Here is a 24,153-nt window from a genome sequence, read left to right on the forward strand (position 1 = left end):
GGGTTTTCCGTTATCTTTCTTATATAAGGTGTTCAGACCGGCTTTTACAATCGCTTGCCTAGCAGGCCCGCAAAATGCTAGCGATGAAAGCAACATACTTTCGCTGTATAAACCAATCCTGCCGCAAGAGATGATCACAATGAAATACACCGCTGCGCACTGGGGTGCCTATGAAGTCCACGACAACGCACTCAAACCTGTCGCGGATGATCCCGCACCCTCGCGCATCGGCAAGGGCTGGCTCAGTGCTTCGCGCAATCTTGATAGCCGCATTCTAAAGCCTGCGATCCGCAAGGGCTGGCTGGAAGGCGATGGCGGGGCCAAGCGTTGCGATGATGATGCCTTTGTTGAAGTCAGTTGGGACGAGGCCGCTGCCCGCGTGGCTGAAGAGCTGACCCGCATCAGTAAGACCCATGGCAACAGCGCAATCTATGGCGGTTCTTATGGTTGGGCGAGCGCCGGGCGCTTCCATCATGCGCAAAGCCAGTTAAAGCGCTTTCTCAATCTGGCGGGCGGTTTCGTGCGGGCGCGGGAAACCTATTCCCATGCGGCAGGCGAGGTGCTCATTCCCCATATTCTTGGAATGCTTCAAGGACAGTTTCAGGACCAGATGACCAGTTGGGCCCATATCAACGAGCATTGCACCATGCTTGTTGCTTTTGGCGGAATTTCAGGGCGTCCGGCGCAGGTTGCTTCTTCTGGCACCGCGCGGCACCAGACTGAGCAGTGGCTTAGCCAGATGAAAGGCCGCATGGTCAATGTCTCGCCACAAAAGAGCGACATGCCCAACGCAGAATGGTTTTCCATCCGCCCAGGCACGGACGCTGCGCTCATGCTGGCGCTTTGCCACACGCTGCTGGTGGAAGGCCTGCATGACGAAGCCTTCCTACAAAAATACACCTCTGGTTGGCCAAAGTTGCGCGCCTATCTGCTCGGAGAGACGGGCGAGGAAGCCAAAAGCGCCGACTGGGCCGCCCCCATCTGTGATGTGGCGCCTGAGGCGATCCGCCAATTGGCCCGCGATATGGCCGCTAGCCGCACCATGATCAATGTGGCGTGGGGTGTTCAGCGTACGGATCATGGTGAACAGCCGATCTGGGCCGGCCTGGCGCTCGCTTGCATGTTGGGACAAATCGGACAGAAGGGCACCGGTTATGGTTTCGGCTATGGCTGCGTGGCCTCCATCGGGCGTTCCACCAAGAATATGGCATGGCCGTCCATTCCGCAGGGCACAAACCCGATTGATGAATTCATCCCCGTTGCCCGCATCACCGACATGTTGCTGCATCCGGGTGAAAGCTATCAGTATGATGGTATAGTGCGCACCTATCCCGATATTCGCATGGTGCTCTGGTCTGGCGGTAACCCCTTCCACCATCATCAGGATTTGCTGCGTCTCGAGAAGGGCTGGCAGAAGCCTGAAACCGTCGTGGTGTTCGAGCAGGGCTGGACAGCCACCGCTCGCCGCGCCGATATCGTGCTTCCCGCCACCACGCCGCTGGAACGCACGGACATCATGCTCAGCAAGACCGAACCATCTCTTATCTCCATGTCGCCGGTGCATGAGCCGGTTGGCGAGGCTAGAGACGACCATGAAATCCTGCGCCTCATCGCGGGAAAAATGGGACTGGAAGAGGCGTTCACTCAAGGGCGTTCGCAGGAAGAGTGGCTGCGCTGGCTTTGGGAGGGCTCCCGCACGCTCGCTCAGGAGCAGGGCATGGAGCTACCCGAGTTTGACCAGTTCAAACAGCAAGGGCATGTCCGACTCGAAGGCGATGAAGAGACCCGCATTGCGCTTGCCGATTATATTGCGGACCCGGAAAAGCACCCACTTGGATCGGAAAGTGGCAAGATCACGCTGTTCAACGAGACCATTGCCTCATTCGGACTGGATGATTGTCCCGGTCACCCAGCTTGGCTGATGCCGGTAGAAAGCACGCTAAACGCGCCGCAAGGTGGGTTGCATATGATTTCAGCCCAGTCAGACACGCGCCTGCACAGCCAGAATGATCAGGGCTCTGAATCTCTGCAAAGCAAGATAGAGGGGCGGGAGGTCTGCCGCTTGCATCCGGACACGGCCGCAGAAAGAGGCATCAAGGCGGGGAGCATCGTCAGGCTTCATAATGCACGCGGGGCAACCTTTGCTGGTGTTCACTTTGACCCGGATTTGCGGCGCGATTGCATCGCCTTGCAGACGGGGGCCTGGTTTGATGCGGCAGAGGTGGAAGGGGCGCGTATGGATATCCATGGCAACCCCAATGCCCTCACCATTGATAAGGGTACATCCCGATTGGCGCAGGGCAATATCGGCCACACTGCCATTGTTTTCGTTGAACCATGGGAGAAGCCGTTGCCGCTTCTGTCTGTGTCTAGGCAGCCCGAATTCCAGTCAAGATAGCGGTGAAATGCCTTGCTTGGCGGTATGACTGATCGCGTAACTATAAGAGAAATAAAGAAAAAACGAATGCTATGCATTTTGTGCAAGGCAGGATTTGCAGATAAGCTCTTTTTGCTTATCGGATTTGGCGCTATTGTGTCCTCAGTTGAAATGCTTAGAAAAACACGAAAGAGGATTACAAAATGTTTGATAGCATCAAAGGTGTTGCAGGAGCAGTTGGTAGTGTATTGATGTCAGTTCCCGCTGCATCCCGTATTTCCAGCGATATTCAGAGTGGCCGTCAGCCAAACGAACAGGATCTGTTCATTCTCGGCATCAGAGACAATTTCGACCACTAAGTTGTCCGCCTGCAAACAGGCATACCAATCTTTCCTGCCCGGTTATATGGATCGGACAGTCGATACAGAGATGCACTTTCCAGCCTCATGGCTGGCTCAAAAGCCTCTCTAACCCGGATGACCAATCACAAAGCCCGCTCAGGGCAAAGCCTGACACAAAGTCAGTGCTGAAATTGCGCCAAGTCTGGCTCAGTTCGGTCATACTCCAAGCCTCCCACGAAAAAAAACCTGCCTCTCTTATGAGGCGTAAAGGCTGGTTTTCCGGTCTGTCTTTGCACGCAGAAGCTTGCCCGTCCGGCGAACATGCCGTTAGAAGTCCGTTGTTTCCATTCAATTTTCGTCGCTGATACATCAAGCATTGTGGTCAAGCGTGGCGTTCCGTCCTATTCTGATGTCAAGCCTAGCGCATATGGTGAATATCAGAGCCGGAAGGACAGCCCCCGATGCCGCAGCATTTTTCTTCGCTTACCACCGAGCAGCCCCTTCATGAAGGATGGACCATCCGATGCCTGAGCAAGGGCATCGCGGATGGAGGTCCTGTGCCCTTTGCTGTGCCCGGTGATGTGCATTCGGCTCTTTTGGCCGAAGAGCTGATACCCGATCCTTACTGGCGCGACACCGAAGAGAGCCTTGACTGGATTCACGAAAGCGATTGGCAGGCCGAAACGGTATTCCTGTTTGAGGGAGATCCGGCAGATCGCTATGCGTTGAGCTTTTTCAACGTGGATTGTCATGCAATCATCACGCTCAATCATGTCGAAATCGGGCGCTGTGAAAGCCAGTTCCTGCGCTCTGATTTCAGGCTCGGGGCGGCGCTCAAAAAGGGTGAAAATCTGCTATCCATACGGTTCCTCTCTAACAGCAAAGTGGCGCAGGCTGCCAAGGATGCCTTTCCTTTTCCCGTTCCCTACATCTTCTGGAACTGCCGACTGCCGCATTATAATTTCCTGCGCAAGACGCAATGTCATGCTGGCTGGGACTGGAACATCGCCCTATCGCCGCTTGGCATTTATGGTGGCGTGACCCTCAAACGCATCGACAAACTGCGCCTTGATGATGTGCTGGTGCGCCAGCACCACGAGCAAGGAAAGGTACGCTTGGAACTGACTGCCTTTTACGAGGCATTCGAGCCTGCAGAATTGACGCTCGCCGCCAATTTCGACGGGCGAGTCATAAGTGACCTTGTCACCATTTGGCCCGGCGAGGGCAAGGCAACCCTTGAGATAGAGGTCAAAGAGCCTCAGCTCTGGTGGCCTGTCGGGCAGGGAAGCCAGCCCCTATATGACCTAACCGTCATGCTGGACGGTCAGAGCATAAACCGGCGGGTCGGCCTGCGCACTGTGGAGTTGGTGACCGACAAGGACGATATCGGATCGCGCTTTGCCTTCCGCATTAATGGTCGAGAGATCTTTGCTCGTGGTGCAAACTGGATACCCGGCGACGCATTGCCAGCGCGTGCAACGCCAGAGCAGGCCCGCGATCTGCTGACCTCGGCTGTTGAGGCCAACATGAATATGATCCGTGTCTGGGGCGGGGGTCAATATGAGCAGGACTGGTTCTATGAGCTTTGCTCGGAACTGGGCATCATGGTCTGGCATGATTTTATGTTCGCCTGCAATCTCTACCCCGCAGCCAATCATCATTGGCTCGGTCTGGTGCGCGAAGAGGCGCGACAGCAGGTGCGGCGGCTTTCTGGACATCCGTGTATGACCCTTTGGTGTGGTGACAATGAGCTGGTTGGCGCGATCAGTTGGTTCGACGAGAGCAAGAAGGATCGCGACCGTTATCTGGCTATGTATGAGCGGCTGAACTTCGCCCTTGAAGAATGCCTCGCTCAGGAAGATCCGGGGATTCCCTTCTGGCCCTCTTCGCCCTCCATCGGGCCGCTCAATTTCGGTGATAGCTGGCATGATGACACAGCTGGTGACATGCATTTCTGGGATGTATGGCACTCGGCTAAGGATTTCGAGCATTACCGCTCAGTGCGCCCGCGATTCTGCTCCGAATTTGGTTTCCAGTCTTTCCCCTCCATGCGCGTGATCGAGAGCTTTACCGAGCCGCAGGATCGCAATGTTTCATCTCCGATCATGGACGTGCATCAACGCAATGAGGGTGGGAACAGTCGAATCGTTGAGACAATCGCTCGCTATTTCCGTTTTCCCGATGGCTTCCGGGATATGACCTATCTCAGTCAGATCGGGCAGGGACTGGCCATGAAGACGGCGATTGAATTCTGGCGCAGCAACAAACCACGCACCATGGGCACGCTCTATTGGCAATTGAATGACACATGGCCGGTGGCCAGCTGGTCGAGCCTTGAATATGGTGGTGGCTGGAAGCTGTTGCACTATATGGCAAGGCGCTTCTATGCGCCGGTGCTTGTTACTGCCCAACCAGCCCCCCAACAAGACACCCAACCGGGCACCCAGAGAGGAAAGGTAAGCATCTTTGCGGTGAATGACAGCCCGCTGCCCGTTACCCTTTCTATTCGGCTGGAAGTTGTGTCCATGACGGGAGCTGTGCGTGCCTTGGGCGATTGCGTTATCGATGTGCCGACTGATTGCAGCATCGAGGCGATGGCCCTGTCGCATGAGGAGATCGGCGAGGATGCTATCCTGCACATCATCTGGAGCAGTGAAGACGGGGCCATTCAGGGCGAGAATGACTATTGGCCCAAGCGTCCCAAAGACTATCACATCGAGCGGCCAACCATCACAGCCAAAGAGTTGACAACGCCGACCGGTGATAGCGAGATCGAGTTGCAAACGGACAAGCCTGCTTTCTTCGTCTCCTACCATCATGGCGGGGATCGTCTTTATTCGGACAATTGTTTCACCTTGCTGCCAGGTCGACCCAAGCGCCTGACCATTTTGCGGCAGCGTCGGTCCGGCTTGCCGCCGATTGAAGCTGAGGTGGACTTTTTGGAAGGATTATAGGCTTGTTGACACCCAAATTGTCTATCTGATATGCAAAAAATGCATAACAGGCATGTATAATGAAAAGTTCAGGGTAGGGAAAAGAAGGAAAATTCAGGCAATTCACCGTTTGGAAAAATTAGTCACAGAATTTTTGAATTAGGAAAAATTTGTTTTTCTCTAGGATTGCTGCCGGTTGCAGCGGGCCGGTATGAAGCGGGAAGCGCTGATTTCCGCGCAAAACGGCAGGTTACGTAAAGCTCCGTAATTCGTCTTTGTCCTCAATACTATAAACTGTGTTTATTGCTAAGGCGGCCAGTATCGTTACACGCAAAGGGTAATGAAGAGAAACTGGCAGAGGAGGGCCCGCCTGTATGGCATGCAGGCAGCTTTTTCGCTGGAGCGGGGCGCGTGGCACCCGTCAGGGCACGCGATAATCAACATGTGACGCAGATCCAACCGGGTGCAGAAAGCCTCGGAACGGGTTGGTGCGTCTGAAATACGGAGTAACAAATGTCTGTTACCAATGCCGCCGAGCTTGATCTTAAGATTGCCCGTGTGAAAGACGCGCAGGCAAAATTTGCAAGCTTCTCCCAGGAACAAGTTGATCGCATTTTTCGTCAGGCCGCTTTTGCTGCCGCTAACGCACGCATTCCGCTTGCGATGATGGCTGCTGAGGAAACCGGCATGGGCGTTGTCGAAGACAAGGTGATCAAGAACCACTTTGCCTCCGAGTATATCTATAACAAATACAAGGATACCCCCACCTGCGGCATCCTTGAAGAGGATGAGGCTGGTGGCACGATGACCATCGCCGAGCCCGTTGGCGTCATATGTGGCATCGTGCCGACGACCAACCCAACCTCTACCGCCATTTTCAAGGCGTTGATTTCGCTTAAAACCCGCAACGGCATTATCTTTAGCCCGCATCCACGCGCCAAAAAGGCGACCTGCGAAGCGGCGCGACTGGTGCTTGAAGCGGCTGTTGCTGCTGGTGCTCCAAAGGATATTATCGGCTGGATTGATGAACCGACACTGGATCTCTCCAACGCCCTGATGCGCCATTCCGATATCAATCTCATTCTGGCCACCGGCGGCCCGGGCATGGTGAAGGCAGCCTATTCTTCCGGCAAACCGGCTATTGGTGTGGGCGCAGGGAATGCCCCCGTCGTGATTGATGAACATGCCGACATCAAGCGTGCGGTTTCCTCGATCCTGATGTCCAAGACCTTCGATAACGGCATGATTTGTGCTTCAGAGCAGGCGGTGGTTATCGTCGATGCAGTTTATGAGGCCGTGCTGGATCGCTTTGCCAAATATGGCGGCTGTATCCTTTCGCCAAAACAGACCGACGCACTGCGCCGTACTGTGTTCCCGGATGGCCGTCTCAACAGTGAAATCGTTGGCCAGTCCGCTTACAAGATTGCCGAACTCGCCGGTTTCAGCGTGCCACAGGAAACCAAAGTGCTCATGGCCGAGGTGGATGGCGTGGAAGATGAAGCCTTCGCGCATGAGAAGCTTTCGCCAACCATCGCCCTTTATCGCCGCAAGGATTACAAGGACGCCGCCGATACTGCAGCCCGGCTGGTCGCCCTTGGTGGCATTGGGCACACCTCCGTTCTCTACACCGATCAGGACCGATGCTCCGACCGTGTCGAGGACTTTGGCAAGAAGATGAAAACCGCCCGTATTCTGGTCAATATGCCTTCCTCGCAAGGCGGCATCGGTGATCTTTATAACTTCAATGTGGCCCCATCGCTTACGCTCGGATGTGGCTCATGGGGTGGCAACTCGATCTCTGAAAATGTCGGGCCGAAGCATCTGATCAACAAGAAGATCGTGGCGAAACGCGAGGAAAACATGCTTTGGCACAAGGTTCCAAAATCCATTTATTTCCGTCGCGGCTGTCTGGTTGAAGCCTTCAAGGATCTCAAGGGCAAACAGCGCGCGTTGATCGTGACCGACCGGTTCCTCTTTGCCAATGGCTATGTCGATGAGGCTGTTCGCCTGCTCAAGGCGCAGGGCATTGATGTCGACATCTTTGCCGATGTGGAGGCCGATCCGACGCTTTCCATCGTCCGCAAGGGCACCGAGAAATGCCATGCCTTCAATCCTGATCTGATCATCGCCATCGGTGGTGGCTCGCCCATGGATGCAGCCAAGATCATGTGGGTGATGTATGAGCATCCAGATGTCAGCTTCAAGGATCTGGCCTTGCGCTTCATGGATATTCGCAAACGCATCTACAAATTCCCGAAAATGGGCGAGAAGGCGATGATGATCGCCATCCCGACCACCTCGGGTACCGGCTCGGAAGCCACCCCATTTGCCGTGGTGACGGATGATGTCAGCGGTCAGAAATATCCTCTTGCCGATTATGAACTGACACCGGATATGGCTATCGTGGATGCCAACCTCGTCATGAATATGCCCAAGTCCCTTACGGCCTTTGGCGGCATCGATGCGGTGACCCATGCGCTGGAAGCCTATGTTTCTGTCATGGCCAACGAATTTTCCGATGGGCAGGCGCTGATGGCGCTGAAATTGCTCAAGGAAAATCTGCCGTCAGCCTATCAGAACGGGGCGAATGATCCGGTTGCTCGCGAACATGTGCATAGCGGCGCCACCATCGCTGGGATCGCCTTTGCCAACGCCTTCCTTGGCGTGTGTCACTCCATGGCGCATAAGCTCGGGGCAGCCTTCCATCTGCCACATGGTCTGGCCAACGCATTGCTGATTTCCAACGTCATCCGCTACAACGCCACCAACAACCCAACCAAGCAGACGGCATTCTCGCAGTATGACCGGCCGAAGGCACGGGCTCGCTATGCCGAGGTTGCCCATCATCTGGGGCTGGGCGGTGAGCGTACGCAGAACAAGGTTGAAAATCTGATCGCTTGGATCGAAGAGCTGAAATCAGATCTGGAAATCCCCGCTTCCATCAAGGATGCAGGGGTTGCCGAAGCCGACTTCCTTGCCAAGATTGATGAAGTGGCCGTGGCTGCTTTTGATGATCAGTGCACCGGCGCCAACCCGCGCTTCCCGCTCATCTCCGAGCTCAAGCAGATCATGATGGACAGCTATTACGGCCGCCCCTTCATCGAAGCCTACGAGCGCGAAGAAGCCAAACGGCAGGAAGCCAAGGCGCTGCAAGAAAGCGCGAAAGAACAAAGTGCGAGCGTTGTAACCCTCAAGACGGAGAAGAAAAAGCCCGCATAGAAATAAGAATAAGAAAAAGGCGTAGGCCGTATGCCCCTCCCGTTTCTTGTCACTTCCACCCGCATGGGCGAGGGGGACATCCGGTCCGCCAGGTTCCAATTAGCCTGCTCCAAGTAGCTCACCGACAGGTCATGGTCGGTAGATGGTCAGAGCAAAAAGAGCAGGCGTTGGGCCACAAGTAAAAACTGTAAGCAAACTAAAAGCCCCGTAGGTCATGACGGGGCTTTTTTTTGCCTCTTTGGCAAGAAGCAAAAAAGAAACCCGGGCGTCTGTCCGGGCTTTCAAGGCGACTGACATCTAAGTCAGTGTCTATTGCTGCGAAGGCAAATGCGCAGCTATTTTGTCATTTCTCAAGCAACAGCTTTTCCGCTGACGCCATCATGAAAGGCCCGACGCCTTTGACGTCGTCTGCCCGGATGGTCTCAGTTACATAATATTCGGCCGTCCCATCGCGATAGTTGCCATCAAAGCCGCCAAGACCGGCAACACAGACGATGTTTGGCAATAGCTGCGGATCACTATCGGCAACCAACTGCTCCAGATAGGCGTGCCCTTTGAGGCCCGGTGCAACAAACTCCGCACCGAGCCCTAGACGGGCGCCTTTCAAAAGCGCGTAGCTGAACATGGCCGTTGCGGAACTTTCCAGATAATTGCCTTCAAGGTCTGGCTGATCGATCACCTGAAGCCAGGCGCCTTGTTCTCTTTGCAGTTTGACGATCTCGCCAAGCAGATCAACGGAACGTTCAAAGACCGGCCCCATTTTCTCTTTGCCGACAAGGTCGCAGATATCGACGAGCGCAACGGTCAACCAACCAATGGCGCGGCTCCAATGAGCGGGAGAAAGACCCGTTTCCTTGTCTGCCCAAGATTGTGCGCGGGATTCATCATAGCCATGGGCATAAAGACCATTCTGCCCCACACCCATGATCTCAAGTGCATGGGAGAGCTGGCTTATGGCGTTGTCGATCAGCGCCTCATCGCCAGTCATCTGGCCATATTCGATCTGGAACGGCAGGCCCATATAGAGGCCATCAAGCCACACCTGATAGGGGTAGCGCTTTTTGTGCCAATAGTTGCCACCGTCTGTTTTGGGGTGGGATTCCAACTGCTTAGCCAGAGTCTGGCAAGCCTTCAAATAACGCTCGTCTTTCGTGTTCTTGTAGAGATAGAGGAAAGCCCGGCCTGAAAGAATATTGTCGATATTATACTCTTCCAGCTCATAGCCCGTCATGCTTCCGTCAGGTGCGACCTGCTTCTGGGCAAAGGCAATGAGGGTATCGAGCCAGTTTTGCTCCCCTGTCGCTTCATAAAGGGTGATCAGCCCGCGATATAGGCAGCCATCTTCATAACATATCGGACCGCTCTTGTAGGCGCTGTAGGTCTCTGCGTAATGGCGGAAATAAGAAGTCAACATGTGTCTGCCTATTCTTTTTCAATGGAAAGAGGGAAATACTCATGCTCGTTCTGGAAATTCAATTCGGCAAATTCCGTAGAGAAACCAACATGATGACAGGTCGGGACTTGGAGAGCCATCACGGGCACATCCCCCTCGGTGCTGTTATCGAAGCTTGCATGGATATTGTTGATTGAGACGGAGCGAATGGGCATTTCCGGAAGGCCATAAAAGGCGCCAATCACAACGCGGACGTCACGGATTACAAGATCGCTGATCTCTATGTCGTGGATGGAAGGGGTCGAGGCGTCGACCGGGTAGGGCGCACGGGATTGGACCCATTCAGAGCGGCCATCATGGTCGCAGAAATAGAAGCAGTTGGCCACGATGGCCGAGTGGACTTCCTGCATAATGATGTTGCGGCATCGGACATGAGCGATTTCACCGCCACGGCCGCGTCGCGTCTTGAGACGCAAGCCACGATCCGTGCCCAGAAATTCGCAATGCTCAACCGTCACATGGCGCACAGAGCCGCTCATCTCAGAGCCAATGACCACCGCGCCATGGCCGCGCTCCATATAGCAATGGCGCACGGTGATATGCTCGCACGGCCGGATGTGATCGTCCGAGCCATCGTCACCGCGTTTGCAGGCTTTGATGGCAATGCAGTCGTCACCCACGGTGAAATGAATGCCTTCAAGCAACACATCGCTGCAGCATTCCGGATCGAGCCCGTCCGTATTGGGAGAGTCGGCCGGGTTTTTAATGGCCAGAGCAACAAATTCGATGTCGTGGCAATAGAGCGGGTGCACAGTCCATGAAGGAGAATTCTGCACGGTGATGCCCGAAACGGTCACCGCCTCGCAATTGTTGAGGAACAGGGTGCGGGCGCGGCGCGCGCCATTGCGGCGTTCCTTGGGCCAGCTCCACCAGTCGCCTTCGGCGCCAGCGCCATCCAGCGTGCCCGAGCCGGTGATTTCCAGATTGGTGCAGCCGATGGCCGTGACGATGGAGGCATAACAGGCATCGGGCAGCCCTTCCCACGAGCCGAGCATGTCGCCCTGAGCCGTGTGGGCGGGCAAAATGGGGATCTGATCACGGTCGGTGATGAAAACGAGTGTTGCACCCGGCTCCAGATGGAGCGTCATGTCGCTTTTAAGAAACAGGGGCCCCGTTTGCCAGCGTCCTTCCGGGATGGCAAGCGCTCCGCCCACGGGAACCGAAGCGAGTGCAGCCGCAATCGCCGCGCCGTTATTGGCCGCTTCCGTGCGGGCTCCGAAATCCCTGATATCAACCCGGCCAGCGCATTCTGCCGTGGTGAAGGTGAAGCTCTCACCAGTGTCTACCTCAAAGACATACTGCGTTGCAGGGTCAAGGCAATCGATGAAGGTGATCACGCGATCCGTTTCACCCGACCGCACGATTTCTCCAGTCTTGTAAAGCGTCCAGTGGCTCTTTTGCGGCAGGAAAAAGCGTGCTTTTCCATCCGGGTTCAGACAAAGGGCAACTGTTCGCGCGGTGATTGCCGACGCGGTGATAGTCATCATGGTTTCTCGCTCATCTTGGGTCGGGACGCCGGGCAGGGTGTGCCCCGCCCGGCGCTAACTTGCTTGCTTTACTGGTCGTATTTTTCCAGAATGTCATTGACGTTGTAGATGATCTCATCAGCGGCTTCTTCCGCGCTGAACTCGCCATAGGCATACATCTCGATGGCATCCTTGAAGCTCTCACGAATGCGAGGATGCTCGTTGAATGGCGAAACGGTTGGTCCTGTGCCTGCCATGACGATCTTGTTGGCGGAGACCAGTTCGGGGCGCACAACGCCTGCATCCATCAGCGTCTGGGCTGCAATCTTGGAGGCGGGGAGGCCACGGGTCGCGCCCAGTGCCTCGATGCCTTCCTTCTCGGTCAGCAGACAGTTGAGAATTTCCGCTGCGGCCTTCTGGTTTTCACTGCGTTTGGAAATGGAAAAGACCATAGATGGCTTGCGATAGACACCTTCAGTGACAGCGCCATCCACCTTCAGCATGGAAACGGGAACCAGCTCGCCCTTGCCTTCAAGAGGATCGGCATATTTGAAATAGGTGGAATCCCATTCATAAGAGCCAGCGATCTTGCCATCGGACCATTTCGGGCTTTCATAAAGCTTGATATTGCCTTCCGAGGCCCAGGACTTCCAGCTGCGGGTGACGTTCTTGTCAACCAGATTGCCGTAGAATTTGACCGCATCGGTCAGCTCTTCCAGTGACCATGCCATGCGGTTGGTTGCCGGATCGATCATGTCCTTGCCGGTTCTCTGGGTGGCAATCAGCATGATGATGAGCACCGGATTGTCTTCGGTCACTTCCAGCGGGTAAGAATCCTCACCCAGCTTTTCCTGAATGACAGCAGCATCGGCGATCAGCTCGCTCCAGTCCTTGGGCAGATCAAGGCCAGCTTTGTCAAATACGGTCTTGTTGAACATGAAGACCCGCCCGGTGGTCGCCAGCGGCAGGCCATTGAGCTTGCCATTCATGGTGGCGGCATCAAGCTGGGCATCTGTCCATTGGCTGAGGTCGATGGTGTCCTTGAAGCTATTGAGATCTGCAAAGCCATCACCCTTGAAGGAGAAGAGCGGCAGCCATGGCCAGTTGACCTGCATGATATCGGCTTCTGTGCCACCAGCCAGCTGTGTGGTCAGTTTTTCCAGGTACCCTTTCCAACCGGTGAATTCCGGATTGATCGTGTGGCCATATTTCTCGCCACAGATTTTCAGCGCGGCCTGGGTTGCTTCATGGCGGCTTCCGCCACCCCACCAGGACATGCGCAGCTCGGCGGCGTTGACTGATGCGCTAAGAGCCGTCGCGGCAGCCAGAATCGTCAGGAAAGTCGCAGTAGATTTCAAGAGTTTCACTCCTGTCAGTGAATGTGGCTCGAGGGGGCGTCTGCGCTCAGCAGAAGAGAAGGAGGAGGAACTGAGCGCAGACAGGTGACAACTGCTGGCGGTCGAGCCACCGCCAACAGGTGCTGGAGGACTTAGGTAAGCGAAATATTCTTGCCGCTTGCCTGATCGAAGATATGGGCGCGGGCCTCATTGACCTTGAGAGTCACCTTGGAACCACGCACCTTGGAGGGGTCATATTCTTCACCCGGAACAACCACGATGAGCGAATGGCCTTCTACATTCACATGCAGATAGACTTCATGGCCCATGAATTCGAGCGCTGAAACTTCGCCCGTCAGTGAATCCGGCGTGCCATCGTCGACCAGATGGAAATGCTGCGGACGAATGCCCAGCGTCACTTCGCTATTGTCGGCAGATGCCTGAATGCGAGAGGCGAGGGTATCCTGCAAACCAATGGTCTGGGTGCCGATCTTGAGGCTGTGAGACCCTGCAATCGACAGGTCTGCCGGGATCAGGTTCATTTCGGGCGTGCCGATAAAACCTGCCACAAAGGCATTTTCCGGCTTGTCATAGAGCGTCACCGGATCGGCAACCTGCATGATGTGGCCGTCCTTCATGACACAGATGCGATCACCCATGGTCATGGCTTCCGTCTGGTCGTGGGTCACATAAATGACCGTAGCCGGACGCCCTTCTTCCTTGAGACGGCGATGCAGATCCGTGATGCGGACACGCATGGACGCGCGCAGCTTGGCATCAAGGTTGGAAAGCGGTTCGTCAAACAGGAAAACTTCCGGTTTCTTGATCAGGGCACGTCCAAGCGCCACACGCTGGGCCTGACCGCCAGAAAGCTCTTTTGGCAAGCGTTCCAGCAGGGACTCAATCTCCAGAATTTCAGCAACCTCGGCGGTTGCCGCTGTGATCTCATCCTTGGGGCGGCCAGCAAGACGCAGGCCAAATGAAAGGTTGTTCTTCACTTTCATATGCGGATAAAGCGCGTAGTTTTGGAACACCATGGCGATGCCGCGACGTCCCGGAGCGAGGGTGTTGACCACCCGTTCTCCGATGCGGACTTCACCGCCGGTGATGGTTTCCAGACCGGCAACCATGCGCAGCGTGGTGGATTTTGCGCAGCCCGACGGGCCGACCAGCACCATGAACTCACCATCCTGAACATCCAGATCGATGCCGTGGACAGCCTCGAAGCCGTTGGGATAGCGTTTTACGAGTTTCTTAAGTTGAAGGTGTGCCATGATTTACCCTTTAACTCCGCCTGTTGAGATGCCTTCGATGAAGTATTTCTGCGCCATGAAGAAGACGATCAGCGCAGGCGTGATTGCGAGCACGGACATTGCCAGGATCTGGTTCCAGTCGAAGGCTTCCGTCGTGTCGATGGATAGTTTGAGAGCCAGGGAGACAGGGAATTTGTCTACCGAGGACAGATAGATGAGAGGACCAAGGAAGTCGTTCATGGTCCACATGAACTGGAACAGGGCGACCGAGATCAGCGCAGGCGCCAGTAGCGGCGTTACGATGTACCAGAGGGTCTGCAGACTGTTCGCGCCGTCCACACGAGCCGCTTCTTCCATATCGCGTGGAATACCGCGCAGGAACTGCACCAGCATGAAGGTGAAGAACGCATCCCCCGCGAGTGCCGAAGGCACCCAGAGCGGCAGGAAGGTATCAAGCCAGCCCATGTCGCGGAACAGGAGATACTGCGGAATACGGGTCACCACGTTTGGCAGCAGCAACGTTGCGATCAGCAGCGAGAAGAACACGCGCTTGAACGGAAATTCGAAGCGGGCAAAGCCATAGGCCACCAGCGACGCGCTGATGCATGTTCCGATCGTTTTGGGCAGAATGATCAGGAAGGTGTTCCAGAAGAAATGCCCGAAGGTGTAGGGCGTGGATGTCTGCCAGCCTTTCACATAGCCGCTGATGGTTGGTTCTTTGGGCCAGAAGCCCGGGTTGGTGAAGATCTCGGAGTTGGTCTTGAAGGATGCGCCTACCAGCCAGATCAACGGATAGAGCATCACAAATCCAACTGCGATCAACAGGACATAGCGGACCATTGAGTTGATCTTCTGACGGCGGGCAATCTGTCGATTGACCCGATCCATATCTTCGGCAATCGAGGAATTAGCTACTTCTACGGTCATGGGATCAGCTCCTTTTGTCGCCAGCGTAATAGACCCACTTTTTGGAAGACCAGAAAGCGACAACGGTCAGAACCATGATCATGGTGAACAGGATCCAGGCAATCGCCGAGGCGTAGCCCATTTCGAAGTTCCTGAAGGCCTTGTCATAGATGTAAAGCGGCAACAGATAGGTTGATTTCAGCGGGCCACCATTGGTGATGATGTAAGGGCCGTTGAATTCCTGGAAAGCCTGCACGCTCTGCATGATCAGGTTGAAGAAGATCACCGGTGTGATCAGCGGTAACGTGATGTGGCGGAAGACTTGCCATTGGTTGGCGTCATCCACGGCGGCAGCCTCATAGAGTGATTTGTCGACCCCCTGCAGGGCAGCAAGGAAGATCACCATGGCCGAACCAAACTGCCAGCAGCGCAACAGCGTGATGGTGAACAGCGCGTTGGTCGGATCGCCAAACCAGTTGATACCCTCAATACCAACAGCTCCCAGAACCATGTTGACCAGACCTGTGTCAGCAAAAACATAGCGCCACAGCACGGCGATCGCGATCGATCCGCCAAGAATGGAAGGGACATAATAGGCTGTGCGGAAAAAGTTGATGGCCTTCAGCTTGTAGTTCAGGATGACTGCAATAAACAGTGCAAAGACCAGTTTGAGCGGAACCGTTGAGAACACATAGATCAAGGTCACTTTGAGTGACTTGTCAAAGGTGCGGTCCCGGGTGAACAGCTTGGTATAGTTGTCCAGGCCAACCCATTCCGGCGAGCTCATCAGGGAATAATCCGTGAAGCTCAGATAGAATGAGTAAGCAAAGGGAAAAGCCGTAAAGACCAGTAACCCCACAATGTAGGGTGACAGGTAGGCAAGACCGAGATAGCGATTTTCGCCGCCCAAGGCTCTATCCTCCCGTTAGGTGTTTAACACAAGGATGATGGCTGCAAACGCGGCTCATCACCGTGAAATGAGCTGCCTATGGCAAGGGCTCCAATCCCCACCCGACAGTCAAACAATCCGGACCCTTGGCAAACAGCCGAGGAATCCGCGGGAAATCGAGTTGCATTCCTAAAGGTTGATGCACGAAACGACGTCTACATATTGACATGGATATGCGAGATGTTCATTTTAGTGCACATCATGAGAGTGAATTTCCGAGGTCACCCTCTTGATAATACCAACAGAAGCAAGGGACGTCTTCTGATTTCCTCCAGTATTCTTGTTTCGCGCATATCAACACGGTGCTGATGCGAATGGAATGAAGGATTATGAACAAAATCATGGATAAAACCGAACATTCGATTTTGGAGGGAATTCCGGCCACCTCGTTGAACCTGAATCTTTCAAGATCAACGATTAAGATGCGCCATTCCTCAACCTGGAGTGTGCATAAGTCAAACGATGTGCATGACCTGGTTGTCTGTCTGACGGGGGGCGCGCAGTATTTTCTCGACGGTGTTGAAGTGCGTCAGCAGCGTGGCGAAGCGATGCTGATTCCTGCCGGATCGCATTTTGAAGGCCGTCTTGATCATGGCGACCAATATACTGGAGTTGCTCAACATTTCACGCTGACACTGTTTGATAATGTGGACCTGATCCAGCAGATGGAACTCAAGCCGGTGGTGCAGTTGCCCAACTGGGAACAGCTGGAATCGCTGGTGCGCTATTACCGCTCAATCGCGCCATCTTCGTCTACAACTCTGCAGCAAGTGCATCTCTTCATGGTGATCCTGCTGGCCTATCTCGATTGTGCCTTTGTGCGCTGGAGCGAGGACTCTTTGCAGAACCTGGGAGGGCAGGATGCTTTGTCGCTGCATGTCATGCTGATTGCCGCCCAGATCTCGCGCGACCCTCTGGATAAGGATGAAGCCGAACGCCTGATTGCCTCAGTGCCCTATAATGACGATTACTTCCGTCGGGCATTTAAGGCCAAGATTGGCTACACGCCGAGAAAGTTCATGGAATTCAAGAGGATGGAGAAGGCAATGAACATCCTGTTGACCGGTAAAAGCGTCAACGCAACGGCGCTCGCGGTGGGCTATAATGACGTTTATTTCTTCTCGCGCATGTTCAAGCAATATATGGGTGTGAGCCCGTCCTACTATCGCATTTCTGCAGATCGGCGCAAATTTCTCACCACCGGGGATATCTATCATTACACCGAGTGAGGCTAGTGTGTTTTTCTTCAGACAACCGGCATGAATACTGATTCACAGGTCGGTGAGAGGTGCTTTTCAACAGTTTTTCTTTATGACAAAAGAATAGTGATAATAATTGCGCAAATATGGATGATTTCGCTATTGACGCGTTTTGAAGCGATCGGGAGCGGAGCTAACCATCAAACCATCCGTTTCTTTACGGGCAGACAGAGGAACGCAGCGGTTGTAGACTGGCATATAGCGGAAGGTTGATCTTGGTTCGCTGGTTGTCGAACCGGCGAGGGACCAGACCTGGAGCGGTTCACGATGAAAGGAGACCGCTATGGAAACGCAAGCAATGCAATCGGCGACAGAGGCTGCATCAGCCTTGCAAGGTGTTTGGGACTCACTGGGCCTCGGGCTCGTGATTGCCGCAGCGATCGGCTATCTCTATATCCGGCTTTGGAAAGGGCGCAAGAGTTGCCATGCCTGCCCAAGCAGCGGTGCGGGATGCACCAGCTGTCATGTCTCCACTGACTTCATCGGCGACAAAGACTAAGCTCGCCCTTGTCCTAAAAGTGTCAGACGAGCGTGCTAGACCTGTCTGCAACGCTCCTTATGCAGAATTGTCGGCTGAGGAGTTTTGTCTTATATCTCTTTCAAGTTATTGAATTTTAGAAAAAATAGAGGAATTTAGCGGGTTTGCGCATTGCTGCCTGTCATCAAATTTTCATTCTGGCGTACAAAAGCTGTTATATTGCTATTGTAATTGCTCCTTGTAATTTACTGCAATTTTAGTTGCAAGGAGAGTCCTTTGACCCGCAATTTCATTAAACTGGCCGGAGCAAGTCTGATCGCTCTCGTCGGTTCAGCCCATATTTCCATGGCCGCCACCACCGTTACTTTCTGGCACAGTTTCAACCCGGAAAAACCAAACGGTCAGGCCCTTGAAAAGATCATTGATAATTTCGAAGCTGCCAATCCCGGCGTCGAAATCAAGCCCGAATTCATCGGCAACTATAACGACATCGTGGCCAAACTACAGGCTGCCATTCCTGCCCACCGCGAGCCTGATGCTGTAATCATGGAAGTGACGCGCTATGGTCTTTTCGCTGATCGTGGTGTGCTGACGGACCTAACTGATTATGTGAACAATGATCCGCTCAAAGAGGATCTGTTCGGCTTTGCCCGCGAGGTTGGTGTATTTGAAGGCAAGAATTATATCGTGCCCTTCAACTCCTCCACGCCAGTGCTTTATTACAACAAAGGCATTTTCGAGCGCGCAGGCTTTACTGAAGAGCCTGCTCTGAAAACCTATGATGATCTGCTCAAGGTTTCCAAACAGATCACCGAGAAGCTCGGCGATGATGGCATCACCGGCATTGTTGCCCCGGGGCAGTTTGCCCGTTGGGGTCTGGTGATGGACAATGACAGCGACCTCATCGATTCCAAAACCGGCGAAATCCTGCTTGATTCTGACAATACCATCGAAGCCTATCAGTGGATGGCCTCTCTGGTGCATGAGCATCATGTTGCCTCGCCAGATGGTGTGACCGACGAGAAAAAAGGCGGCCGCGACGCTTTTCTGTCCGGCAAGGTCGGCATCATGATGAATTCCACCGGCAACTATGTGCGGTCCAAAAAGGCCCTTGGAGATGATCTGGGCGTGCTTCCGATGCCATGCAACAAGGTCTGCTCTGTACCAATCGGCGGTGCCGGTATTGGCATTCTTTCCACCGCAGAACAGGACGTCAAGGACGCGGCCTACAAGTTCATCAGCTTTGCTGCGTCTGCTGAATCCAACGCGATCTGGTTCTCTGGCACCGGCTATATGCCGATCAACAAGCACACGGCAGAGCAGGATCTTGCCAAAGACGCACTGGCTGGCAAGCCGGGCATCGACGTGGCCATCAACCAGCTCGACTTCGCCCGTGGTCGCCCGCGTCCGCCGGTGGTTACCTGGATGCGTGCCAGCGAATATGGCCTCTGGGAAGCCATGGCTCTTGGTCAGCGCGACGTCAAGGACGTCCTCTCTGAATTCGCAACCAAGACCCGCGAAGAAGCGGCCCGTCTGGCCAAGTAAGGTTTCATAGTCTCTGAGTGTCTTACAGGGCGGGGGCTGCATGCAGTCCCCGCCGCAAGACCCATCTGCAACAGGTTGCCTCCATGGCCCGCAAGTTCTTGCCCTATTTCTACATTCTGCCGCTTTTGGCCTTCATTGCGGTCTTTACCTATATCCCGATTGCCACGAGCATCAATCTTAGCTTTCGTGAATGGGACTTCATGTCTGCCACCAAGCCCTTTGTCGGGCTTGAGAATTATCAGCTGCTGCTCACCTCGACCGAGTTCTGGAACTCGGTGAAGATAACGGCGATTTTTGCCATCATCTCCGTGCCTTTGCGTCTGGCGTTGGCATTGATGGCCGCCAGTTTCCTGACATCGGAGAAATTCGCTCCGCGTATGTTGCGTGGCGCATTCTTTTTGCCTTCGGTCACGTCCACCGTTTCCATCGCCGTCGTCTTTTCGTGGGTTTTCTCCACCGACTATGGGGTCGCCAACGCTCTGCTCAAGCATATCGGCGTGGGCAAAATCCCGTGGATGCAAGACCCGCAGTTGGCGCTGTTGGTGCTGATTTTGGTCAATACCTGGAAGCAGATTGGCTATGACATCGTCATCTATATCGCCGGTCTACAGGCGATCCCGCAGGAACTTTACGATGCCGCTGCCGTCGATGGCGGGCGCCGTTTTCATGTCTTTCGCCGCGTTACCATGCCTCTGGTGATGCCAACCACCTACTTTCTGCTGGTTATCTCCGTTATCGAGGCGTTTCAGGTCTTTACCATTGTCAATGTGATGACTCACGGCGGCCCTGCAAGCGCCACGGACATGTTGGTCAATATGCTTTATCGCGTCGGCTTTACCCTGTTTGATATCGGAACGGGCTCTGCGCTGGCCGTGTTGCTGTTTATTCTGCTGATCGCTCTGTCTCTCATCAAATCTCGCGTGATTGGCCGGAAGGTGCATTATGAAGCTTGAAAATCCCGTTCAGTCCCTATTTGCGCTTCTTTTCGGATTGCTGTTTCTTTCGCCAGCGCTCTATTCCATCTGGCTGTCTTTCCAGACGGCCGATGCCTACTATGCCGGCGGGCTGGAATTCACCGTCGATAATTATGGGCGCGCCGTGGGGCAGTATCATTTTGCCCGCTATCTGCTCAACAGCGTCATCGTGTCGGGCATCGTCACTGTGGGCGGTATTTCCATTGCCACGCTGGCTGCTTATGCCTTTGCGCGCTTTCGGTTTCGCGGTGGCGATCTGCTGTTCGGAGCTGTGGTGGCCACCCTGATGATCCCCAGTCATATCAGCCTCATCCCCAATTACCTGACATTGGCCAAGGTGGGGCTGCTGGATAGCTATGCCGGTCTTATTCTGCCAGCCATGGCGAGCGCCTTTGCGACCTTCTTTCTGCGGCAATATATTCGCGGCATTCCCCGTTCGCTCGATGAAGCTGCCTATATGGATGGCGCGACATCCCTGCAGGTGCTCTGGCGTGTGATTGTTCCCTTGTCCAGACCAGCCATCCTGTCCATGGCGCTCTTTATCTTTATCGGCGAATGGAACAGCTATATCTGGCCATTGGTCGCTATCGGCAAGGATGATCTCTACACGCTGCAGGTGGGGTTGGCCCGGCTCTATCGCATCAATCCTGGCGAAGGGGTGATCGACTGGCCCCTCGTTATGGCCGCTTCCACCATTTCCATTCTGCCGGTTCTGCTCGGCTTTGCCCTTGTTGAACGCCATCTGGTCCGCGGGATCACGATGGGGGCCGTAAAATGACGAACCCGATCAGCCGGGCTCACGCTACATTATTTGAAGGAACGAAAGACATGACGCGTATTGCATCCCATCGTGGCGGCACGCTTGAATATGGCGACAGCACTCTGGCTGGCTTCACGGCCACTGCGGCCATGGCCGTGGAAGAGGTGGAGTTTGACGTCCACCCCACAAAGGATGGCGACATCATCGTGCATCATGATGCCACGCTGGACCGCACGACCGATACGGCAGGGGCCATAGCCGACTTGCCCACGCGCGAGGTTCTCTCGGCGGTCATCAATTTCAGCCATAACAGTCGTCCGATTCTGTTGCAGGAGCTGTGTGAAATCTTTGACGACAGTTCGGTGGTCTTCCGCTGTGAATTCAAGCCCGGCGCTGACGGGAAGCCTTATCAGGGTTTTGTGCCCCGCGTAATGGAGCTGCTTGCTAAGGAAGACATGCTGCGCACGGCCAATTTCTCATCCTTTCTGCTGGACTATCTGGACGAGATCGCCAAGCACACCGACCGGCCTCGTCTTTGGCTCGTGAGCCCGGCTGTTCTGACCCAACTGGGAGAGAAGGGCGTGCTGGACATTGCCCGCGCGCGGGGCATTCCTGAGATTGGAGTGCATATCGATAAGGCGAGCCCCGAATTGATGGCTGCCACGCAGGACGCCGGTTTGGCCTTTGGCTGCTGGGCTGCACATACGACACCACAAATCAGCAAGGCTTTGACAATGGGAGTGAAGATTTTCACCACAGATCGCCCAAGCCTTGCGGTCGCCATTCGCAACCAGATGCGGGAAGGAACAAGCCAATGAGCTCTATTTCCCTAAGGGCCATAAACAAGTCTTATGATGGCACCACCCCTGTTCTCCATGACGTATCCATGGACATCGAGGATGGGGAGTTCATCGTCATCGTCGGTCCGTCCGGCTGTGGCAAGTCCACATTACTGCGGCTGATCGCCGGACTGGAACAGTGTCAGGACGGGGAAATCCTGATAGCGGGGGAGCGGGCCAACGAGCAATTGCCCCAGCATCGCGACATCGCCATGATTTTCCAGAACTACGCGCTCTATCCGCATCTGACCGTGCGAGAGAATATCGCCTTCGGGCTGGAACTGCGCAAAGTGCCCAAAAAGGAGCGTAACGCCCGCGCTCTTGAAGTGGCCCGCACCCTTCAGTTGGAGCGGTATCTGGATCGTAAGCCGGGCGCCTTGTCCGGCGGTCAGCGCCAGCGTGTCGCCATGGGGCGTGCCATTGCACGCAATACCTCCACCTTCCTCATGGATGAGCCGCTTTCAAACCTGGATAACGCCCTGCGCGTGGCCATGCGCACCGAGATCAAGGCTTTGCACCGCCAGCTCGGTGCGACGATCATCTATGTGACCCATGACCAGACCGAAGCGTTATCTCTAGCTGATCGGATCGCAGTGATGAAGGATGGTTATTTGCAGCAGTTCGACACCCCTGAGGCCATCTATGACCAGCCTGCAAACCAGTTTGTTGCAAGCTTTCTGGGTATGCCGCCAATGAACTTCCTACCTGCTGACAAGGTGCCATTTTGGAAGGGTGACGCCGATATTGAAATCGGGCTACGGCCAGAGGCTCTTTCCATCAACCCCGCCGGGGCAGGGGACTTTTGCTTGCCGGGCAGGATAGCGATCTCTGAAATGACCGGCTCGGATGTGATCCTTCATTGCGATACTGATGCAGGGCGTCTGACCTTGATTGAAGAACGCACGAGCCTGACCAAGGGCGGCGGCGATGTGCTGATCAATGTGGATCTTGATCGTGCCCATTATTTCTCCAAGGCTGACGGAGGGCGGGTCAATCCCGCTTAACGGGCTTGCGCTTACCAATGGCGATGGGGCATGAAGAAAGAAGGCGTTATCGCGCCAGCGACATGGGGTGGTGGCTAGGGCGCGATAATACAGACTGAGATGGTTTGGATCTTCAATGAGCAATAACACGGCAATGTCAATCTTTCTGGGCGATCTCATAAAGCAGAATTCAGCCAAGCTGACTGAAGCTGATACACGTATTCTGGACGTGCTTATGGGGGATCCAGTTCGCGCCGCCATGGAAAATGGCAAGGAAGTTTCCTCGCGGGCCGGAGTGCACCCCACCTCGGCGGTGCGTCTAGCGCGTCGGCTAGGTTTCAAGGGCTATCCTGAGTTCCGCGCCTTTTTGCAAACAAATCTGATCGAGCGGGGCGATGATTTCCAGCATGCTTCAGCGCGTATGGCGGCTCGTCTGGTCAAGGCCGAAGAAACAGGCCTGCTGGCGTCTATGCTGGATGGAGAAATTGCCGCGCTGGAGCAGGTTCGCAACAGTGTGACTGATGCGGAAGTCCGTGCCTTTTCGCTTAGTTTGAGTAAAGCAAGACGCATCTATATTTTCGGCACGGGCCACGCCGAAGCCCTGTCGCATCTGATCGCCCGGCGCCTGGTGCGCTCAGGCTATGCGGCAGAAGACCTCTCAAGTCAGTTGCATTTGCTGCCGGAAAAACTGGCAGCTCTGACGGAGAGGGACGTGGTCTGGCTCAATTGTTTCCGCAAACCCTCCGGCGTGTTGCTGGATATCCGGCGGATCGCGGAAAGCTGCGGCGCACGGGTGCTGGCTTTGACGGATCTTTCGGGCGCGCGGATTGATCCCGCTCCCCATGTGCATATAGCCGCCTCACGCGGCGAGGCCGGTCAGCCGCAATCCCTCGTCGTGCCGATGACCATAGCCAATGCCGTCATTCTGGATTTGGCTGCGATTGATGAAGACAAGACCATGCGCTCTCTGGAAGACTTCAAGAGCCTGCGGTCCGATCTCGGCAATAGTTTTCAATAAATCGATGTGAATTACCTCCATCAAGTCCGATGGAAGGCTATTTTACCCATTGAAATGGCATCA

At 54.7% G+C, this 24,153-nt stretch carries 18 protein-coding genes; 12 read left to right on the top strand and 6 right to left on the bottom strand.

Annotated features, from left to right (window positions below; genetic code table 11):
• Window positions 1-139: 139 nt before the first annotated feature.
• From BM258_RS00895 to adhE, 4 genes are all read left to right on the top strand, one after another.
• Window positions 140-2,398, top strand: a complete 2,259-nt coding sequence (locus tag BM258_RS00895) for a molybdopterin-dependent oxidoreductase (protein ID WP_090067903.1) — start codon at window positions 140-142, stop codon at window positions 2,396-2,398.
• A gap of 182 nt (window positions 2,399-2,580) precedes the next feature.
• The gene (locus BM258_RS24380; RefSeq protein WP_175527857.1) at window positions 2,581-2,736 is read left to right on the top strand and encodes a hypothetical protein; all 156 of its coding nucleotides are present in this window, start codon (window positions 2,581-2,583) and stop codon (window positions 2,734-2,736) included.
• 443 nt (window positions 2,737-3,179) lie between these two features.
• Window positions 3,180-5,672 carry a beta-mannosidase gene (locus tag BM258_RS00910; protein WP_090067909.1) on the top strand — a complete coding sequence of 831 codons (2,493 nt, stop codon included), beginning with the start codon at window positions 3,180-3,182 and terminating at the stop codon, window positions 5,670-5,672.
• Between the two features lie 492 nt (window positions 5,673-6,164).
• The gene (adhE, locus tag BM258_RS00915) at window positions 6,165-8,870 is read left to right on the top strand and encodes a bifunctional acetaldehyde-CoA/alcohol dehydrogenase (RefSeq protein ID WP_090067911.1); all 2,706 of its coding nucleotides are present in this window, start codon (window positions 6,165-6,167) and stop codon (window positions 8,868-8,870) included.
• Between the two features lie 343 nt (window positions 8,871-9,213).
• On the opposite strand, the gene BM258_RS00920 is transcribed toward adhE, so the two are convergent.
• The 6 genes from BM258_RS00920 to BM258_RS00945 form a co-directional block, all read right to left on the bottom strand.
• Window positions 9,214-10,284, bottom strand: a complete 1,071-nt coding sequence (locus tag BM258_RS00920; protein WP_090067915.1) for a glycoside hydrolase family 88/105 protein — start codon at window positions 10,282-10,284, stop codon at window positions 9,214-9,216.
• Between the two features lie 8 nt (window positions 10,285-10,292).
• Window positions 10,293-11,810, bottom strand: coding sequence for a polygalacturonase PglA (gene pglA, locus BM258_RS00925; protein WP_090067917.1), 1,518 nt, complete (start codon window positions 11,808-11,810; stop codon window positions 10,293-10,295).
• Window positions 11,811-11,878: 68 nt separating this feature from the next.
• Window positions 11,879-13,147: an ABC transporter substrate-binding protein gene (locus tag BM258_RS00930; RefSeq protein WP_407062691.1), complete on the bottom strand. Its 1,269-nt coding sequence runs from the start codon at window positions 13,145-13,147 to the stop codon at window positions 11,879-11,881.
• A 131-nt stretch (window positions 13,148-13,278) separates the two neighbouring features.
• Window positions 13,279-14,400, bottom strand: coding sequence for an ABC transporter ATP-binding protein (locus BM258_RS00935; RefSeq protein WP_090067919.1), 1,122 nt, complete (start codon window positions 14,398-14,400; stop codon window positions 13,279-13,281).
• Between the two features lie 3 nt (window positions 14,401-14,403).
• Window positions 14,404-15,267, bottom strand: a complete 864-nt coding sequence (locus BM258_RS00940; protein ID WP_244544577.1) for a carbohydrate ABC transporter permease — start codon at window positions 15,265-15,267, stop codon at window positions 14,404-14,406.
• Window positions 15,268-15,310: 43 nt separating this feature from the next.
• Window positions 15,311-16,195, bottom strand: a complete 885-nt coding sequence (locus BM258_RS00945; RefSeq protein WP_090067924.1) for a carbohydrate ABC transporter permease — start codon at window positions 16,193-16,195, stop codon at window positions 15,311-15,313.
• Between the two features lie 461 nt (window positions 16,196-16,656).
• Here BM258_RS00945 and BM258_RS00950 point away from each other — a divergent pair, with 461 nt between their 5' ends.
• The 8 genes from BM258_RS00950 to BM258_RS00990 all read left to right on the top strand — a co-directional run bounded on the left by BM258_RS00950 (window position 16,657) and on the right by BM258_RS00990 (window position 24,090).
• Window positions 16,657-17,463, top strand: coding sequence for a helix-turn-helix domain-containing protein (locus BM258_RS00950; RefSeq protein ID WP_175527858.1), 807 nt, complete (start codon window positions 16,657-16,659; stop codon window positions 17,461-17,463).
• A gap of 313 nt (window positions 17,464-17,776) precedes the next feature.
• Window positions 17,777-17,992, top strand: a complete 216-nt coding sequence (locus BM258_RS00960) for a hypothetical protein (RefSeq protein WP_090067930.1) — start codon at window positions 17,777-17,779, stop codon at window positions 17,990-17,992.
• Window positions 17,993-18,247: 255 nt separating this feature from the next.
• Window positions 18,248-19,516: an ABC transporter substrate-binding protein gene (locus BM258_RS00965; RefSeq protein WP_244544549.1), complete on the top strand. Its 1,269-nt coding sequence runs from the start codon at window positions 18,248-18,250 to the stop codon at window positions 19,514-19,516.
• A gap of 83 nt (window positions 19,517-19,599) precedes the next feature.
• The gene (locus tag BM258_RS00970; protein WP_090067932.1) at window positions 19,600-20,469 is read left to right on the top strand and encodes a carbohydrate ABC transporter permease; all 870 of its coding nucleotides are present in this window, start codon (window positions 19,600-19,602) and stop codon (window positions 20,467-20,469) included.
• Window positions 20,459-21,268, top strand: coding sequence for a carbohydrate ABC transporter permease (locus BM258_RS00975; protein ID WP_090067934.1), 810 nt, complete (start codon window positions 20,459-20,461; stop codon window positions 21,266-21,268). The genes BM258_RS00970 and BM258_RS00975 overlap by 11 nt, the downstream gene beginning before the upstream one ends.
• A gap of 50 nt (window positions 21,269-21,318) precedes the next feature.
• Window positions 21,319-22,068, top strand: coding sequence for a glycerophosphodiester phosphodiesterase family protein (locus tag BM258_RS00980; protein WP_090067936.1), 750 nt, complete (start codon window positions 21,319-21,321; stop codon window positions 22,066-22,068).
• Entirely contained in the window at window positions 22,065-23,093 is a 1,029-nt protein-coding gene (locus BM258_RS00985; RefSeq protein ID WP_090067937.1) for an ABC transporter ATP-binding protein, read from the top strand. Before BM258_RS00980 ends, BM258_RS00985 begins: the two co-directional genes overlap by 4 nt.
• Before the next feature lie 115 nt (window positions 23,094-23,208).
• On the top strand, window positions 23,209-24,090 hold the full coding sequence (locus BM258_RS00990; protein WP_090067939.1) for a MurR/RpiR family transcriptional regulator: 882 nt from the start codon (window positions 23,209-23,211) through the stop codon (window positions 24,088-24,090).
• Window positions 24,091-24,153 lie beyond the last annotated feature (63 nt).

The sequence above is a fragment of the Cohaesibacter marisflavi genome (assembly GCF_900115225.1).
In the GTDB taxonomy this organism is placed as follows: domain Bacteria; phylum Pseudomonadota; class Alphaproteobacteria; order Rhizobiales; family Cohaesibacteraceae; genus Cohaesibacter; species Cohaesibacter marisflavi.